At 71.3% G+C, this 16,633-nt stretch carries 16 protein-coding genes; 6 read left to right on the forward strand and 10 right to left on the reverse strand.

The annotated features are described in order from the left end of the window. Nucleotides 1-68 precede the first annotated feature (68 nt). A complete protein-coding gene (locus tag ACZ7L1_RS31245; RefSeq protein ID WP_471441880.1) occupies nucleotides 69-497 on the forward strand; it encodes an ATP-binding protein in 429 nt (142 codons plus the stop codon). Between the two features lie 203 nt (nucleotides 498-700). Here ACZ7L1_RS31245 and ACZ7L1_RS31250 read toward each other — a convergent pair whose 3' ends face one another. The 4 genes from ACZ7L1_RS31250 to ACZ7L1_RS31265 all read right to left on the reverse strand — a co-directional run bounded on the left by ACZ7L1_RS31250 (nucleotide 701) and on the right by ACZ7L1_RS31265 (nucleotide 4,468). Continuing rightward, entirely contained in the window at nucleotides 701-2,188 is a 1,488-nt protein-coding gene (locus tag ACZ7L1_RS31250) for a glycosyltransferase 87 family protein (protein ID WP_471441882.1), read from the reverse strand. After that, on the reverse strand, nucleotides 2,185-2,928 hold the full coding sequence (locus ACZ7L1_RS31255; protein ID WP_471441954.1) for a methyltransferase domain-containing protein: 744 nt from the start codon (nucleotides 2,926-2,928) through the stop codon (nucleotides 2,185-2,187). The genes ACZ7L1_RS31250 and ACZ7L1_RS31255 overlap by 4 nt, the downstream gene beginning before the upstream one ends. 116 nt (nucleotides 2,929-3,044) lie before the next feature. Then, on the reverse strand, nucleotides 3,045-3,710 hold the full coding sequence (locus tag ACZ7L1_RS31260; protein WP_471441884.1) for a TIGR04282 family arsenosugar biosynthesis glycosyltransferase: 666 nt from the start codon (nucleotides 3,708-3,710) through the stop codon (nucleotides 3,045-3,047). Nucleotides 3,711-3,748: 38 nt separating this feature from the next. After that, nucleotides 3,749-4,468, reverse strand: a complete 720-nt coding sequence (locus ACZ7L1_RS31265; RefSeq protein WP_471441886.1) for a glycosyltransferase family 2 protein — start codon at nucleotides 4,466-4,468, stop codon at nucleotides 3,749-3,751. Nucleotides 4,469-4,581: 113 nt separating this feature from the next. On the opposite strand from ACZ7L1_RS31265, the gene ACZ7L1_RS31270 reads away from it, so the two are divergent. Further along, nucleotides 4,582-5,307, forward strand: coding sequence for a response regulator transcription factor (locus ACZ7L1_RS31270; protein WP_471441888.1), 726 nt, complete (start codon nucleotides 4,582-4,584; stop codon nucleotides 5,305-5,307). Next, complete coding sequence (locus tag ACZ7L1_RS31275) at nucleotides 5,297-6,409, forward strand: sensor histidine kinase (protein WP_471441890.1); 1,113 nt, start codon at nucleotides 5,297-5,299, stop codon at nucleotides 6,407-6,409. The genes ACZ7L1_RS31270 and ACZ7L1_RS31275 overlap by 11 nt, the downstream gene beginning before the upstream one ends. A 78-nt stretch (nucleotides 6,410-6,487) precedes the next feature. Here the strand turns inward: ACZ7L1_RS31275 and ACZ7L1_RS31280 are convergent, their stop codons facing one another. From ACZ7L1_RS31280 to ACZ7L1_RS31295, 4 genes are all read right to left on the reverse strand, one after another. Beyond that, complete coding sequence (locus tag ACZ7L1_RS31280) at nucleotides 6,488-7,531, reverse strand: NAD-dependent epimerase/dehydratase family protein (RefSeq protein WP_471441892.1); 1,044 nt, start codon at nucleotides 7,529-7,531, stop codon at nucleotides 6,488-6,490. 53 nt (nucleotides 7,532-7,584) lie between these two features. Further along, nucleotides 7,585-8,205: a hypothetical protein gene (locus ACZ7L1_RS31285; RefSeq protein WP_471441894.1), complete on the reverse strand. Its 621-nt coding sequence runs from the start codon at nucleotides 8,203-8,205 to the stop codon at nucleotides 7,585-7,587. 97 nt (nucleotides 8,206-8,302) lie between these two features. Continuing rightward, entirely contained in the window at nucleotides 8,303-8,707 is a 405-nt protein-coding gene (locus ACZ7L1_RS31290; protein ID WP_471441896.1) for a hypothetical protein, read from the reverse strand. Continuing rightward, the gene (locus ACZ7L1_RS31295) at nucleotides 8,704-9,849 is read right to left on the reverse strand and encodes a molybdopterin-dependent oxidoreductase (protein WP_471441898.1); all 1,146 of its coding nucleotides are present in this window, start codon (nucleotides 9,847-9,849) and stop codon (nucleotides 8,704-8,706) included. Before ACZ7L1_RS31295 ends, ACZ7L1_RS31290 begins: the two co-directional genes overlap by 4 nt. A gap of 556 nt (nucleotides 9,850-10,405) precedes the next feature. On the opposite strand from ACZ7L1_RS31295, the gene ACZ7L1_RS31300 reads away from it, so the two are divergent. Next, nucleotides 10,406-11,170 carry a GNAT family N-acetyltransferase gene (locus ACZ7L1_RS31300; RefSeq protein ID WP_471441900.1) on the forward strand — a complete coding sequence of 255 codons (765 nt, stop codon included), beginning with the start codon at nucleotides 10,406-10,408 and terminating at the stop codon, nucleotides 11,168-11,170. Nucleotides 11,171-11,238: 68 nt separating this feature from the next. Further along, complete coding sequence (gene infA, locus ACZ7L1_RS31305; protein ID WP_471441902.1) at nucleotides 11,239-11,463, forward strand: translation initiation factor IF-1; 225 nt, start codon at nucleotides 11,239-11,241, stop codon at nucleotides 11,461-11,463. 65 nt (nucleotides 11,464-11,528) lie between these two features. Here infA and sigJ read toward each other — a convergent pair whose 3' ends face one another. Then, entirely contained in the window at nucleotides 11,529-12,446 is a 918-nt protein-coding gene (gene sigJ, locus ACZ7L1_RS31310; protein ID WP_471441904.1) for an RNA polymerase sigma factor SigJ, read from the reverse strand. A gap of 676 nt (nucleotides 12,447-13,122) precedes the next feature. Continuing rightward, complete coding sequence (locus ACZ7L1_RS31315) at nucleotides 13,123-14,046, reverse strand: aminoglycoside phosphotransferase family protein (protein WP_471441906.1); 924 nt, start codon at nucleotides 14,044-14,046, stop codon at nucleotides 13,123-13,125. A gap of 407 nt (nucleotides 14,047-14,453) precedes the next feature. On the opposite strand from ACZ7L1_RS31315, the gene ACZ7L1_RS31320 reads away from it, so the two are divergent. Further along, a complete protein-coding gene (locus ACZ7L1_RS31320; RefSeq protein WP_471441908.1) occupies nucleotides 14,454-16,532 on the forward strand; it encodes a SpoIIE family protein phosphatase in 2,079 nt (692 codons plus the stop codon). The last annotated feature ends 101 nt before the right edge of the window (nucleotides 16,533-16,633 follow it).

Genomic DNA, 16,633 nt, shown 5'->3' on the forward strand with positions numbered 1-16,633 from the left:
AGGCGTGCCGAACGGGTACTCGGGTCGGCACATTGACCACAGGGAGGAAGACCACAGGGAGGAACACCGTGAGCGGTTCGTCGGTGAAGGCGGTGGGGTGGGCACGCTCCCTGCCGTTGAACAGCGAGGTGAAGACGGCCCGGGACTGGGCGCGCACGCATCTGGAGTCGCTGGGGTGGACGGACAGCGCACCGCAGACGGTGGACGCCGTACTCCTGACCGTCTCGGAGCTGGTGACCAACGCGCACCTGCACGCACACAGCTCAGCACAGCTGATGCTGACCTGGGACACGCGCTGTCTCCACGTCGCCGTGCACGACAACTCCACCGACCTGCCCACCCCTCGTCCACCGAGCACCCAGCAGCTCGGCGGGCGGGGCATGCTGCTGGTGGACGCCCTCGCCGACGAGTGGCAGGCTCGGCCCTGCCCCGATGGCAAGATCGTCCATGCCTGCTTCCGCCCGCCGGTTTCCGCCCGGGAGTCGGACGACTCCTGAACGGCGAGGTCGTCCTGCTCGGATGCCTTCTCCGGCCGCCTCACCCGCCGCTCAGGCGGAGGGCGCCCCGCTCGACGCGGCGCAGCGCGTTCACACTGGCTCCGAGGCGCTGGCGCGCCATGAGGATCAGCGCCATACGTCCTGCTCGGCACCGGTAGCCGGTCGGGAGCGCCCGGATGAGCGCGTCGGCCGTCGTGGCACCGTCAGATCCGCTCGCCGCCGAACCGCCGGTTGCGGGCACGGTGCTGCAGGATTCGGCTTGCCCGGCCGGAGCGCAGGCACGCGCCGGCGGCGATCACGACTGCTGCGGTGCCGTACGCCCACCCCTGGAGGGGGAATCCGGGTAGCAGTCGGCCTGCGAGGTAGAGGGCGGTGCCGGCGAGGGTCACCGTCAGCCACTCCCAGCGGCCGTCCATGGCCACGAGAGCGATCACGAGCAGGGAGTACCAGGGATAGCTCGGGGAGAAGAGGAGCAGGGCGGTGCCGGTGAGCAGCAGCGCGCCGCGCCAGGGGCGGCCAGGGTCCCCGCGCCACCACACGTGCAGCCCGATCAGTGTGAGCAGCGCGACGGCGGTCACGCCGGCGGCAGCGCCCGGCAGCAGCAGTCGCAGCAGGGCGAAACGGCGTACGTCACCAGGCTCGTAGCCCTCCTCGTGGAGGTAGCCGGGCAGGTAGCCCAGGACGTCCGCGCCGGAGGCCATGGCGTAGGGCAGGTAGGCGAGGCCGACGGCTGCGACGGTGGCCGTGACGACGCGCAGGACCCGGGCGGGGCTGCGTTGCCCGGACAAGGCGCCGGGCAGGGCCAGGACGGGAAGGAGTTTGACGGCGATCGCCGCGCCGAGCAGCGCGCCACGGCGGATTCCGGTCGTGGCGGTGCCGAGCGCGAGCACGACGAAGAGAACACCCAGGGTGTCGATGTGGGCGTTGTTGACCGCTTCCAGGGCGACAGCCGGACACCAGGCCCACAGCGCGGCCCGGGCCGGAGCCCGCTGCGGGTCGGCGCGGCGGCGTAGAACTCGGAGCAGGGCGAGGGTCGTGCCGAAGGCCAGGACGGCGCCCGACGCCTGCAGCGGCTTGTGGCGGCTGTCCGGCGGGGACAGCGTGTGCACGGCGAGGTACCAGCCCTCGGCGACGGGCGGGTAGATGGTGGGCACTGTGGGCCGGTTGATGCGGACACAGAGGCCACTGCTGGTGTGGGTGAGCCCCCATCCCTTGCAGGATTCTTGTGTGGGGAACAGCCAGTGGTCGCGGAGGCGGGCGAGTTCAGGTGCGGCGGGCGGGTAGGTGTACGGGGAGATTCCGGCTGCCTGGACGCGACCGTCCCAGGCGTAGCGGTACATGTCGTCGCTGGTGCGCGGCTGGGCGGTGAGCCCGGCCAGGGCGAGTGCGGCCGAACCTGTCAGGACGAGGACGGTCGCGGCGCGGGCCGGGACCTTGCGCACGGTCCATACGGCCGCGGCGAACAGCATCCAGGCGACGGCGTATCCGCCGAGCAGGCGGCCAGGGACGCTTTGACTGTCGCCTGCACGGAGGGTGTTGACGACGATGGCGGTGAGGGCGGCAAGCAGGATCGCGTTCGCAGCGATTCGGACCCGGGTCCTTGGTGGGGTCGCCCGTGCGCGAGGACGGGAGAGCGGAGGCGCAACGGAACGCCGGGGGTCGTGCCGGTGTTGAGCGGCCGTGTCGGTCATGGGCGGGCCGACCCTCCATGGGGAAGGGCGCGTGGCGCGTCGGGCCCCGGATTCGGGCGATGGAGTTCCAGGAAGGTGCGGTTGCCGGTTGTCCACCGGCTGGTGAGGATCCACGCGGTGGTGTCGGCGGCGTGCAGCAGGGCGGTGGCGCCGAGGCGGGCCCAGGGAAAGGGGCGGCCGTGTCGGCCGTGGGCGTCCTCGATGCGGACGGTGAGACGTTCGTCCACGTCCTGCGGGGCGACTTCGGCCAGCAGACGCCCGCCGGGGCGAAGCAGTCGGCGCAGGCGGGCGAGCAGCGCCGCCGGGTCGCCGCCGATGCCGACGTTGCCGTCCATCAACAAGGCGGTCCCCCAGCGGCCCTCTCTCGGTAGCGGGTCGAAGACGGACCGCTGCAGGGCGGTTCCGCCCAGGTGGCGGGTCCGGGCGACGGCGGCCGGACTGACGTCCACTCCGAGCACCGGTATGCGCCGGGCGGTCAGGGCGGCCACCAGACGTCCCGGCCCGCAGCCGACGTCCAGGACGGGTCCGGTGCAACGGTGCAGTACGCCCGTGTCAGCGGCGTCGGGAGCGGCGCAGAAGCGCTCCACGTCCAGAGGCAGCAGCTCGGCCACCCCCTCGGTGAGCGGTGTTATGCGGCGCAGATACAGGGGGCCGCGGCCGACGCGCACGGCACGGCCGTAGGGGTCGTCCGTCCAGGGCTCCCCCGGCTCGACGGACGCCGGCCGATCAGCGCGCTGCAGGGGGGCTTTGGGCTGGGAAGGCAGCGTGACGTGCAGGAGGTCCTCTTCTGACGCGATTCGCTCCACCAGTTCCGTTCCTCCGGTGCCAGCGGTGCGCGTCCCGTGGGAGGTGCCGGTCACCGGACGGTCTCCGCGAGCGAGGCCAGGGTGGCGGCGAACCGGGATCCGGGCGGGCAGCAGGTGGCCACCGAAGCGGCGTCGGCGGCGGTGTCCACGTCCCGCAGCAGCGGGAGTTCACCGACCGTCAGTCCCGCCTCGGTGAGCCTGCGACGCTGGATGGCCCCGGTGCGGTCGGTGGACATCGGGACGCCCCGCACGAGGACTGAGTCGCGGACGGGATCGGCGAAGCCCAGAGCCCAGAATCCGCCGTCGGCGGCCGGGCCGAACCAGGCGTCGTGCCCGTCGCGGCCGACGTGAGTCAGCAGGTGCGGGGTGAGTTGGGGAGTGTCCATGCCGACCAGCAGCGAGGGACCGTCGCAGAGGGCGAAGGCGGCGGCGATCCGCTGGTCGAGGCCGCCGGGCGCCTGGGGCAGAACCTCGAAGCCGGGTGGCAGCCACGGACCAGGGGCTCCCTCGAGAACCAGCACCCGGCGGCGGGCGGGGACCTGGAGCATCGTGTTGAGCGTGTCGGTCAGAGCGGCCTCGGCCAGGGCAGCCGCCTCCTGCGGGGTGTAGGGCGGGGTGAGGCGGGTCTTGACGCGCCCGGGCACCGGCTCCTTCGCAATGACCAGCAGGGTCTGCGAACCCGCGGTCGTGGTGGTCGCGGTGGTCCTGGTGGTCATGGTCGACGTTGAGGTCGTGGAGGTCGTGGTGCGAGCGTTCACCGGACGCCTCCCGCAATGCCGGCGCCGGCGGCCGGGGCCGCAGATGGCCGCTCGGCCAGGACGGCACGCATGTCGCGCACGGCCTGCCAGGTGCCGCGCCAGGTGCCGGTGACCTTCGAACGGCCGGTACGAGGTCGGTAGGGCACGTCGGTCTCCGCCACCCGCCAGCCGGCGTCGGCGGCGCGGACGACCATCTGCAACGGATAGCCGGAGCGCCGGTCGGTCAGACCGAGGGTCAGCAGCGCCTCCCGGCGGGCGGCGCGCATCGGGCCGAGGTCGTGCAGGCGTACGCCGGTGCGGCGGCGGACGAGACGGGCCAGCTCCAGGTTGGCCAGGCGGGCGTGTACGGGCCAGGCACCGCGGGCGGTGGGGCGGCGACGGCCCAGGACCAGTTCCGCTGCGCCGTCGAGAACGGGGCCGGCGACGGTCGGCAGCAGGCCGGGGTCGAGGGAGGCGTCGCAGTCGCAGAAGCAGACCACGTCGGCCGTGGCGGCGGTGAGGCCCGCGTGGCAGGCGGCGCCGAAGCCGCGCCGGGGCTCGCTGACCACGTACGCACCCAGGTCGTGGGCGATGTCCGGGGAACCGTCGGTGGAGCCGTTGTCGACGACGATCGCGCGCCAGCCGGGCGGAATCCGCTCCAGCACCCACGGCAGGGCCTCGGCTTCATCGAGGCAGGGCAGCACGACGTCCACAGAGGAGGGGGATGTATCGATCACCTCACTCACAGTACGGATGCAAAACAGACATAAGGGATGTCGCCTCCTTACGGATCGCTGACGTCGTTCGGTGCGTCGGTTCGCGGCGGAACCCTGGTGCGAGACTCGGTGGGGTGAAACGCGTACTTGTCGTGGACGACGACCCGACCGTCTCCGAGGTCGTCGCCGGATATCTGGCCCGGGCGGGCTTCGCCGTCGACGTCGCCGCCGACGGACCCACCGCCGTGGCCCAGGCCGCCTCCCAGGAGCCCGACCTGGTGGTGCTGGACCTGATGCTGCCCGGCATGGACGGGCTGGAGGTCTGCCGCCGCATCCGTGCGGCCGGCCCTCTCCCTGTGATCATGCTGACCGCGCGCGGCGACGAGGAGGACCGCATCCTGGGCCTGGAGGTCGGCGCGGACGACTACGTGACCAAACCGTTCAGTCCCCGGGAACTGGTGTTGCGGGTGGAGTCCGTGCTCCGCCGGGCCGGCGCGTCGACGGCCGTCCGGTCCGAGACGGCAGAGCCCTGGCTGCGGGCCGGCCCGCTCGCCCTGGACCCGGCGGCCCGGCGCGCCACCCGTAACGGCTCCGAACTTGCCCTGACCATCCGCGAGTTCGACCTGCTGGAGTTCTTCATCCGGCACCCCGGGCAGGCCACGAGCCGGGAGCAGCTGATGCAGCGGGTCTGGGGCTGGGAGTTCGGGGACCTGTCGACCGTCACCGTGCACGTGCGGCGACTGCGCGAGAAGATCGAGGACGACCCGGCCCACCCTCGCCTCATCAGCACGGTGTGGGGTGTCGGCTACCGCTTCGACCCTCCCCGGTCACAGGAAGCCGAGGCCGGCCATGGTCGGTGACACGCTCCTCATCGCGCTGTACGCGGCGATCGGCGCGGGGGGCTCCGGACTGCTGGGAGCGGCGGCCCTGCGGGCGCTGCGCAACCGGTCCGTCGCCGTCTCCCTGGCCGTGGTCGCCGCCGTCACCGTGGCGGCGATGCTCGCCGGAACCATGCTGGTGTCCTGGGCGATGTTCCTGTCCGACCACGACCTGTGGGTGGTGACGATGGTGTGCGCCATGGCAGCGGTCGTCTCGCTCGTCGTGACGCTCATCCTGGGCCGCAGCGTCGTGAAGGGCAGTCGGGAGCTGGCCGAGGCCACCCGCGCCCTCGGAGACGACGGCAGTTTCACCCCACCCGCTCTCGCGCCCACCGCCGAACTCGCCCACCTCAGTCGACAGTTGGCTGCCACCAGCGCCAAGCTCGCCGCCTCCCGGGAACGGGAACGGACCCTGGAAGCCTCCCGACGCGAACTCGTCGCCTGGATCTCCCACGACCTGCGCACCCCGCTGGCCGGCCTGCAGGCGATGACCGAGGCCCTCGAAGACGGCATGGTCGACGATCCCCGCGACTACCACACCCGCATCCGCGCGGAGGTCGGCCGTATGAGCGCCATGGTCAGCGACCTGTTCGAGCTCTCCCGTATCCAGGCGGGTGTGCTGGCTCTGTCCCCCGCCCGGATGTCGGTCTACGACCTCGTCGGCGACGCCATCGCCGGCGTCGACGCGCTGGCCAAGGAACACGGAGTACGGCTCGTGGGCGACGGAGTCGAGCCCGTGCCGGTGGAAGTCGACGGCCGCGAGATGTCCCGCGTCCTTGCCAACCTGCTGGTCAACGCGATCCGCCGGACGCCCGCCGACGGTACGGTCGCCGTCTCGGCCCGCCGTGAGGCCGACAGGGTCGTACTGGCGGTGACGGACGGCTGCGGCGGCATTCCGCCGGAGGACCTGCCCCGCGTCTTCGACACCGGCTGGCGCGGCACCGACGCCCGCACCCCGCCGGCCGGCGCGGGGCTCGGCCTGGCCATCGTGCGCGGCATCGTGGAGGCCCACCAGGGGCGCGCGGCGGTGTGCAACGTACCGGGCGGCTGCCGGTTCGAGGTGCACCTGCCCGCAGCGGTCTGAGAACGACGAGGAAGCAGGACCGGCCCGGCGGGAGGAGCCGGGCCGGTCCTGGCACGGTCGCCCGAGGGCCGGACGAGCTCACCCGGCCCGCAGGGGCGCCGCCGCGAACTCCGCCATGCCTTCCGCGAAGACGACCTGCGGCTTCCAGCCCAGCTCCTCGCGCAGCCGCTGAGAGGAGGCGGTGATGTGGCGGACGTCGCCGAGCCGGTACTCCCCCGTGACGACCGGTGCCGGTCCGCCGTGCGCCTCGGCCAGCGCTGCGGCCATCTCGCCCACGGTGTGCGGCTCTCCGCTGCCGACGTTGTACGCCTGCAAACCGCCCGCCGGCAGACCGTCCAGCGCCGCGAGGTTGGCGCCGGCGACGTCCCGAACATGGACGAAGTCCCGCCGTTGCCCGCCGTCCTCGAAGACGCGCGGTGCCTCGCCGCGCGCGAGCGCTGACCGGAACAGGGAGGCGACACCCGCGTAGGGGGTGTCCCGCGGCATGCCCGGGCCGTACACGTTGTGGTAGCGAAGGGCGGCGACGCGGCCGCCGGTCGCCCGCGCCCACGCGGCGGCCAGGTGCTCCTGCGCCAGCTTGGTGGCCGCGTACACGTTGCGTGGGTCGGCCGGGGCCTCCTCGCCCACCAGGCCCGCGGCCAGTGGCTCACCGCAGTACGGGCACGGAGGCTCGAAGCCGCCTGCTTCCAGATCCGCCACGAGGCGCGGCCCGGGCCGCACGGCGCCGTGCCGCGAGCACTCGTACCGCCCCTCGCCGTAGACCACCATCGAACTCGCCAGGACGAGGCGCCGCACGCCGGCTTCGGCCATACCGGCAAGGAGCACGGCGGTGCCGAGGTCGTTGCAGCCCACGTAGTCCGGGGCGTCGGTGAAGTCCTTGCCGAGACCGACCATCGCGGCCTGGTGACAGACCGCGTCGACGCCCCTCAGGGCGTCGGCCACCGCCTCCCCGTCACGGACGTCGGCATGCCGCCAGTCCACCCCGTCGGGGATCGGCGGGACCGTGCGGTGGGCGGCGGGCAGCAGCGCGTCGAGGACACGCACCTCATGCCCCCCATCGATGAGGGCGGTGACGATGTGCGAGCCGATGAAACCCGCACCGCCGGTGACCAGGATCAACATGCCACCGACCGTAGTGCGGTGCACCTGGCGGCGGGTCGCTCGGTGCGAGGATGTCAGGGGTTCGTAAGCCTTCCCGGCTCCCGCGCGTTCTCGGCGGGCCGGGACGCCGCCACCGTCAGGAGGGCGAAGGCCACAGCGAAGCCGAGCATGGTCAGCACGCCCTTGGGCCAGAAGATGTGGCTGTCGACGAACGACCAGCAGGCGGCGAAGAGGACCACGGCACCCGGCAGTGCCCGCACACCATGGCGCCTCCAGAGCACCACGCAGGTAGCGAGCGAGGCGACGGCCAGCCCGTACACCCCGGTCCGGCCCAAATCGTCCCCGGTGGCGAACAGTCGTCCGGTGGCGCCGCGGACGCCGTGGTCCACCACAGTGCCGGCGGCAATGCCGGCCACCGCGTCCAGTCCCGAGTAGTACGCGGCGAAACAGAGGCATCCGGCCCAGGAGACCACCGTCAAGGCCCCCTCTGCGTCACGGCGCGGCCTGCCCCCCAAGGGGACCACCAGTCCGAGCACGAGGAAGGGGAAGACCGGCAGCAGGGCGATGTGCATCGCGGCCCAGTGACCTGCCGTCGCCGCCGTCAGATGCCGGGGATGCATCAGTCCGGCGACGGCCAACGACAGCGGAGCCGCGGTCACCAGGGCCGTCACACGACATGTACGGAGGAAGCGCATCCGGTCACGCTAGGCGGCCGCCCGGCGCTCCGCCCCGCCCGCCCGCAACGCGTAAGACACCCGTAACACCGCTCGTCCGTCGGCCGGACCAGGGAAGTCACCCACCAGGCCGCCGGCGACCGCGCCTCAACCCGCGCACGGCCAGCCGGAGCGCCGTCACTGTGACCACGGCCCCCAGTGCGATCAGCCAGTTGCGCGGATAGTCCAACGGCAGCACCGACGAGTTGGCCGTCCTGCCCGGCCGTAGCAGCACCGGCAACGCCACCGCCGTCAGCGCACCCGCGACCAGTAGGGCCCCGCGGACCGGTCCGCGCGCAGCACCGCGCACCAGCAGCAGCCCGACCAGCAGCACGGCCGGGGCGATCACCACATCGTGCAGGACCACCGCCCCACCCAGCCACACCAGCACATCCGCCAGGTCGCGGACGTCCCTCAGCGAGAACGCCCCGACTCCCATGAGTGCGATACCCGCCGTACCCGCCAGCGCGCGCAGCGCCTTCATGCCGGCACCTCCAGTCGGCCGACCCACTTGGTCTGCAGAACGCCCGGCCGATCGGGAGCGATGAGCCGCGCCGGGTAACCGTGGTCCGGGTCGAGTTCCTCGCCGTTCAGGCGCAGGGCCAACAGGGTCAGCGGGTCGCGGGCGTGCTCGTGCCCCATCTCCGACACCCGGTAACTGCCCCTCGACTGCAGCGACACCACCCGCACCCGCGCATGCTCCGGCGCCCCCGCACGCTCCAGCAGATCCCTGACCCGTACGCCGGTCCAGCGCGCCGACTTGCTCCAGCCCTCCACACAGGCGATCGGCAGCTCGACCTCGTGCTGCGGCAGGGCGCGCAGCTCGTCCAGGGTCAGGGTGTACGACCGCGGGCCGGCCACCACCAGGCGGTACTCCAGGGCAGTGATCCGGCCGACCCCCGCAGCGTCGGCAGTCCTGTTGACCGGCAGCGCCTGCGGGCCTTTGTCCGGGTGGCGGGGCGCGAACAGAAGGAAGCCCTTCAGCGGGGTGAAGGACTGGCCCACGGTGGTCAGTGTGACGGCACCGACAGCAGCGCCCACCGCTGCCAGCAGCGAGCGCCGGTCGGGGCCGTCCTGCGCGGGCAGCGCGAGCGTCCCGGGCGACCGACGACCCCAGTACGCCTTGATCTCGGGCGCCTTGACCGCGATGTGCAGCAGCAGCGCCCCGATGACCAGCCACGCCACCGCGTAGTGCACGGGCACGAACGAGAACGGCCACGGGTACCACTGCGCCGTGTTCAACAGCCCGGTCGCCAGCTCGAAGACGGCGCCGGCCACCAGCACCCCGACGGACAGCCGCTCCAGGGCGTGCTTGACCGACCGCACCAGCGGCCATGCATACAACCGCGGATATACCGTCCACAGCTTCGCCAGCAGCAACGGGATCGCCGCGATGCCAGAGGCGACATGAAGTCCCTGAGTGAGCCGATAGCCCCACACCGGGCGGCTCGGGAGTCTGTCGGCCAGCCAGCCCGGCGGGTGTTGCATGAAGTGACTGACCAGTCCGGTGACGAAGCAGACGGCGAACGCCACCCCCAGCCACCGGCCGACGGAGGTCGCCGTGCGGGCATCGTGCAGTCTGCCCCTGAACACCGGCGGAAAGAGACACAGTTTCATGCCCTCCATCCCACTCGGCGCCTGGCCGTCACGGAACCATCGAACTCTTACGGAACACGGACGTCCCATCGGCGCGACGCCGGCAGCGTTTCGCGTTCGTCGGCAGTATTGCCATGAACGGCTGCAGCACATGGCCCGCATCGGCGGACCACAGCCGGCGAATCGCGGCGCGGCGGCGCTCTGCATCCGATTCGTGATACCCGGCCCCTCTGCGAGGAAGACGCCCCTCCTGGCGGACACGGTGCCCGCGCCGGTGTCCACCAGCGACAGTTGGCCGGAGACGGTGAGAGGTTCGCTGGTAAGCGGCCGGTGTGCAACGCTGGTCGGCCATTACTTGCTCGGAGCTGGGGCCTGTCCGCAGCTCCGACCACGTGGCCGGGAAAAGGGTTGGGCGGGATGATGATCCAGCTGGTAACTTGCACTCGAGCGTGACTTCGCCAGAGGAGGTGAGACCCGTGAACGCTGTATCGAAGTGGGTGCTCCCTCCTTCCGTCACGGTATGCGACTGATCTAGGTGTCGTCGGGAGCGCCTGTCCGACAAGGCACTCCTGAAAGGCGAACACCTATGAACACTGTGGTGATCACTCGGGTGGCGGAGGCGCAGTGGGAGGCCGTGACCGACGATCGGATCGTCGGTCAGGGCGATGTCTCCCACCGGCCCGACGGGCGGCTCTTCATCAGCATCGACGTGTGGCAGGACGCGGTCTTCGACCAGCTCGCCGCCGCGATGCTGGCGGACCTGCCTGAGCCGCTCTACACCTTGGTCGGCGAGGCCGACCACGACCTGAAGTCGAGCTGGGAGCGGCTCGGCTTCACCGTCGGACGCCGTGAGTGGGAGTACGTCCTGCCCACCGACCCGCGCGAAACCGGGCTCGGCGCGCTGGAACTCCCGACAGGTGTGACGATCCTGCCCGCCGGCGAGGCGGACGAGAGCCTGCTGCGCACGTTGGACCGCACGATTCGCGCGGAAGTCGAAGCCACCGTCGGCTGGCGCACCATGCCGGCCGAGGTGCTGCCCCGCCCGGCCGGGTCCACGCTGGTGGACCCGTCGAAGTACGCGGCCGCGGTCCGCAACGGTGAGTACGTCGGTCTGGTCCGGGTGGTGCCGGTGCGCCGCCGGGCACGAATCGGGCTGCTCGCGACACGGGCCGATCAGCGCCGGCACGGCATCGGACGGGCGCTGCTGGCCCACGCGTTGGGCACGCTGCACCGGGACGGGATCGACTCCGCCTGGGCCGAGGTGGACGAATCCAACGCCGCGGCGATTGCACTGGTCGAGGGCGTCGGTGCCCGCCGATCGAGCAGCTACCTGGAACTGGTGCGCCGCTGACGCCTGCTCACGCACCGAAACGACCCGACCGACCCCATCCAACTCACCGAATCGAGAAGCGAGACACCTTGGCAAGAACAGCAAAGGGCTTGGAAGTCGAGGGCACCGTCCTCGAATGCCTGCGCAACGCCACCTTCAAGGTCGAGCTGCAGAACGGGCACCACGTGCTCGCGCACATCAGCGGGAAGATCCGGAAGAACTACATCAAGATCCTCCCGTTCGACCGCGTGATCGTGGAGCTCAGCCCGTACGACCTGACCCGCGGCCGGATCCTTTACCGGTACCGGACCTGAGCACCGAGGAAGCGCGCCCGGGAGACCCCGGGCGCGCTTCGGACGCCGTCGCCGCGAGACGAGTCTCAGCCCGACGTCCAGGGGCGGAGCTTTTCCGGGTTGAGCACTGCCCAGATGTGGGTGATCTGATCGCCTGCGATGTCGAACGCGTACACCGCCACGGTGCGGCCGTCCTGCTGAGCGACCAAGCCGGGCTGGCCGTTGACCGTGCGCTCCACGACGGTCAGGGTGTCGGACGCCCTCGCGAAGAGGTCGGTCAGGTAGTGCGCGATCCGCTCGCCGCCTTCGATGGGGTGGAGTGAGGCCCTGGTGAGGCCGCCGCCGTCGGCGATCACTGTGGCGTCGGGGTCGAGGAGGCCGATGAGGGCACTGATGTCCTTGGCCTGCCATGCCTCTTTGAAGCCCCTGACGATGTCGGCCTGGCGGGCCGCCGGGGTCGCAGGCGTCCGGGAGGCGCGGATGCGGCGGCGGGCCGAGGAGGCCAGCTGACGGCAGGCCGCGGGTGTGCGGCCGACGATCTCGGCGACTTCGGCGAAGGGGTAGCGGAAGACGTCGTGCAGGATGAACGCGACGCGTTCGGCCGGGGTCATCGATTCGAGTACGACGAGAAAGGCCATGTTGACCGACTCGTCGAGGGTCACCCGGTCGGCCGGGTCGGCCGTGGCACCGCCTGCCGGCCCGGTGGTCCATTGGGTGGGTTCGGGCAGCGGCTCGGGGATCCATTCACCCACGTATCGCTCGCGCCGGGCCCGTGCCGAGCCGAGCAGGTCCAGGCAGATGCGGCCCGCGACCTTCGTCAGCCAGGCGCCGGGGGACTCGATGGCGTCCTGCTGCCGGCGGGACATGGCGTACCAGCGGGCGTAGGTCTCCTGGACGGCGTCCTCGGCCTCGGCCAGGGAACCCAGCAGTCGGTAGGCGAGATTGATCAGCTGACGCCGCTCGCTCGTGATCGCGCTCAGGCTCTGATCGTCTCCGGTGGTCACGGTCCTCCCCTTGCCCTGCGTCGGTCGGATCTGCACTCATCTCATCGACGAGACAGCGCACCGGAATGTGAGGCCGGCGTCTCGGTGTCATCGAAGTTGAGTGACTCAGGTCGACATCGCACCCCACCAGCTTCCACGCGCTGGCTTCGCTGCTTCTGGGACGAGGAAGCCGTCTGGTTCTACTTCGAGCTGGACACCGATGGGTACGTGATCCGGCAAGTCGAGTTGCAGGAGCCCGGAAGCAAGGCTCTGGCCGCTGCCTCACCGGCGGAGTGGCAAGAAGCCCAAGGAGACGGTCGGCTGGCTGAATATGAGAATGTCTACGGTCTGACCGCGGAACCACCTATCTCTGAGTGGGAGGGGCACGACCCGCAGTGGTTGTCGGCCGATGAGTTCGAGATCGTGTGGTCGACCGCCCGTCGGGAGCCTCAGGATCGTCAGGGGCAGCATCCTTCCTGAGCCTCTACTGACGAGGAGGACTGCCGACTCCATTGCGAAACAGGCCTTCAAGCGTCTCGCCGCCCTGGCAAGGCCCTGCTCAGACGGCATCCCCCTCGCCGTGATCCGTGACACGCGCCATCGACACCGCCCACGGGGTTCCGCGACGCCTTGTCATTCCATGAGCCGGTCGCTCAACCTGTCACACAGCAGGTCAACTGCCCAGTCCCGGCAAGATCTAATGAGACGGGACAATAGTCGCGGTGAGGCGTCGCAGCGCGGCCTGTGCGGGCGGGCCCCAGGTGCGCTTGCCACCTGGGCGGCCGTGGACGCCTGCCTCTCCGATGCAGATGCAGGCGAGGGCTTTCAACACCGCCCAGCCACGGGCGCGGCGTCGGGTCGCCGGGTCCGGGGTCGGCCGATAGGCATCGTAGAAGCGGTCGACGGCGCCGTCCGGCAGCAGTATCCACGCGGCGGCGAGATCGCAGGCCGGATCGCCCGCAAAGAGGTCGCCGAAGTCGATGACGCCGCAGAAGGTGCCATCCGCGGTGAGGACGTTGGCGGGATGCAGATCGCCGTGAAGCCACAGTGCCGGCCCCGTCCAGTCGGGCGCGGTGACGGCGTCTTCCCAGACCGCGCGGACGGCGTCCGGGTCGGGGATCAGCCCCAGTTCGGTGGCGGAGGCCAGCTGCTGGGCGAACCCCTCGGCACGTTCGGCCAGCGGGCCCCCACGGTCGCGGCCGATCGGCGCCCCTTCAGGGGCAGGTCGGTGAAGAGCCGTGAGGAAGGTGGCCAAGGTGTCGGCCGCCTCCGCTGCGCGCGTGGCGGGGGCACGGTCGGCGGGTGTTCCCGGCACCCAGGTGGTGACGATCCACGGCCGCGGAAACCGCTTGGAGGGCTCGCCGAGACGCTGCGGGACGGGGACCGGCAAGGGAAGATGCGGGGCGAGAGCGGGAAGCCAGGCGTGCTCTTTGCGCAGCAGCGCGTCCGCGGACAGCGTCGCCCAGGGCAGCCGGACGGCGAGGTCGTCGCCGAGCCGCCACAGCTGGTTGTCCCAGCCACGCGCGCCGAGCTTCAAAGGAAGACCGGCCAGGTCCGGGTGCTGGTCGTGCAGCAGATCCCGGACCAGCTCCGCGGTGATCTCGATCTCGGTATGGGTCACGCGGAGCCACGATAGCCGGACGGTGACCCGCCGTTCGTGACGCCCAGCACTCGGTGCCACCTCAAACTTCGATGGCACGAACTCACCGACCCGGCATCCAGACGATCAAGCCGTCGTCGGCGTCGGCCACCCGCGGGGAGACCGTACGGTACGCCCAGCCGGCCGACGAGCGGTCCGCTGCCGGCGGCTTCAAGGCCTCACCGAGTGGGATGGGCAGCCGTTGCTGCAGGGTCGACGAGGCACACGCGCATCGTGAGCCACAGCTCTCCCCCGTCGCCGCATCCCGTCCGGTCCCGGCCCGCCTGCCCAGCCAGGACGTGCCGCCTCGGCCTGGGGCGACTATGAAGGGAGGCAGCGGCCGCGCTTCGGCGCGATCCGGGGTACCGAGTGGGGCAGGAGGTCGGCGCATGGCCACAGCGGACTCCTCCAGAGCAGGCCGAGGCCGAGATCAGCCGGTGGCCGGTGCTGCCGCTCCACCGAGTGGCCTGCTCGACCTCCTGAACGTCGCTGCTGTGGTGCTGGATGCGAACGGGCAGGTGGTGTTCTGGAGCCCTCAGGCCGAGGAACTGTTCGGCTACACCGCGGCGGAGGCGCTGGGCCGGTTCGCCGCGCGGCTGATGGTCCATGAGGAGCACTGGGACGAGGTGATCAAGCTTTTCGCCGAGGTCATGGAATCGGGCACCGACTGGGCCGGGGCGTTCCCGATCCGGCACAAGGACGGCAGCACCCGCCTGGTGGAGTTCCGCAACATGCGGCTGCTGGACGACCGCGGTGAGACGTACGCCCTCGGCCTGGCCGCGGACCAGGCGACGGTGCGGCGGGTCGAGCGGGACGTCGCCCTGACCGCACGTCTGGTGTCCCAGTCCCCGATCGGACTGGCCATCCTCGATACGGAGCTGCGTTACGTGACCGTGAATCCGGCTCTGGAACGCATCACCGGCCTGCCCGCCGCCGAGCGGGTGGGGCGGTCGGCCGGCGAGGTGCTGACCTTCCTGGACACGGGGGATGTCGAGGCACGTTTCCGTCGCGTCCTCGATACGGGGGTACCGGTCGTGGACCGGCACATCGTCTGTCGTCCCCCCGGCGATCCCGAGCATGATCATGCCTGGTCCGTCTCCTACTACCGGCTGGAGGATTCCGCCGGGCGGGTGCTGGGCATGGCCTATTTCGTCATCGACATCACCGAGCGCCACCGAGCCGCCATCGATGCGGCGCAGGCACGGCAGCGCCTCGCACTGATCGCCAAGGTCTCCGCCTCCGTGGGCACCACCCTCGATCTGGAAACGACAGCGCATGAGCTGGCGGAGGCCGTCGTACCGGATCTGGCCGACATGGCCACCGTCGACGTCCTCCAGAGCCTGCTCCACGGAGGGAGCGTGCCGGACGCGGGTCCGACGCGTTTCCGCGTCCTCGCCATCGGTGCGGCCCACCCGACGGATGCGGTCCGCGCGGTCGGCCCACCCGGGGGACTCGCCACCTACGGCAGCGACCGCCTCATCACCCAGTGCGTACGCACCCGCAAGCCCGTTCTGGTGCCCCACACGACCCTTGGCGACCTGCGGCGCATCGCCCGCGACAGTGAGGCCGCCTCCCTCCTGGCGGCGGCCGGTGTGCACTCCTACCTCGCCGTACCGCTCGTGGCCCGCGGCGAGCTCCTCGGCGCCATCGCCCTCAATCGCACGCACAACCCCGCGCCCTTCGATGACGACGACGTCTTCCTCGCCTGCGAGGTGGCCTCCCGCGCTGCGGTGTGCATCGACAACGCCCGCGGATACCAGGCCCAGCGTCACGCGGGCCTCACCCTTCAGCGCAGCCTGCTCCCCGAGCCCCCGTCATACCTGCCGGGCCTTCGGATCGCCTGCCGCTACCAGCCCGCCGGCGCCACGAGTGAGGTCGGCGGCGACTGGTACGACGCAATTCCCCTGCACGCGGGCAAGACCGCCCTGGTCGTCGGCGATGTCATGGGCAGCGGCATCAACGCCGCCGCCACCATGGGCCAGCTCCGCAGCGCCACCCGCGTCTTCGCCGAACTCGACCTCGCCCCCGCCGAAGCCCTCCGCCACCTCGATCACCTGACCGAGAGCGTCCAGCAGACCATTGCCACCTGCGTCTACTGCGTCTACGACCCTGACCAGGGCCAGTGCCACATCAGCCTCGCCGGCCACCTGCCGCCGGCCCTGCTCCGTCCCGGCCGACCGGCGGAGCTCATCGAACTGCCCACCGGTGTGCCGCTGGGCGTCGGAGGCGTTCCCTTCGAGACCACCACCATCGCCTTCCGCCCCGGTGATCAGCTCGTCCTCTACACCGACGGCCTGGTGGAAACCCGAAGCGAAGCCATCGACGCCCGTCTGGACGCCCTTCTGGACGCTCTCACGGAGGTGCGCGGCTCGGATCTGGGAGAAGTCTGCGACCGCCTCCTGGGCATCCTCCGGCCACCCGGCGGCGAGGACGACGTCGCCCTGCTCGTCGCCCGAGCTCAAAGCTGAGCATCACAGCATGCCGACTGTCTGGCTGCCCGCGTACGGGAGATCCGGAACGGGCGGGCCTGGAGGGCCGGGAACCACACCTGCACGGTGCGCCGTCCTGC

It is taken from the genome of Streptomyces sp. NPDC107546 (genome assembly GCF_055639175.1).

Excerpts from the sequence above, each read along its gene's own strand:
- ACZ7L1_RS31260 (WP_471441884.1), bottom strand. The coding sequence starts at position 3,710 with ATGACCACCAGGACCACCGCGACCACCACGACCGCGGGTTCGCAGACC.
- ACZ7L1_RS31295 (WP_471441898.1), bottom strand. The coding sequence starts at position 9,849 with ATGGAGGGCATGAAACTGTGTCTCTTTCCGCCGGTGTTCAGGGGCAGA.
- ACZ7L1_RS31250 (WP_471441882.1), bottom strand. The coding sequence starts at position 2,188 with ATGACCGACACGGCCGCTCAACACCGGCACGACCCCCGGCGTTCCGTT.
- ACZ7L1_RS31275 (WP_471441890.1), top strand. The coding sequence starts at position 5,297 with ATGGTCGGTGACACGCTCCTCATCGCGCTGTACGCGGCGATCGGCGCG.
- ACZ7L1_RS31300 (WP_471441900.1), top strand. The coding sequence starts at position 10,406 with ATGAACACTGTGGTGATCACTCGGGTGGCGGAGGCGCAGTGGGAGGCC.
- ACZ7L1_RS31320 (WP_471441908.1), top strand. The coding sequence starts at position 14,454 with ATGGCCACAGCGGACTCCTCCAGAGCAGGCCGAGGCCGAGATCAGCCG.
- ACZ7L1_RS31280 (WP_471441892.1), bottom strand. The coding sequence starts at position 7,531 with ATGTTGATCCTGGTCACCGGCGGTGCGGGTTTCATCGGCTCGCACATC.
- ACZ7L1_RS31285 (WP_471441894.1), bottom strand. The coding sequence starts at position 8,205 with ATGCGCTTCCTCCGTACATGTCGTGTGACGGCCCTGGTGACCGCGGCT.
- ACZ7L1_RS31290 (WP_471441896.1), bottom strand. The coding sequence starts at position 8,707 with ATGAAGGCGCTGCGCGCGCTGGCGGGTACGGCGGGTATCGCACTCATG.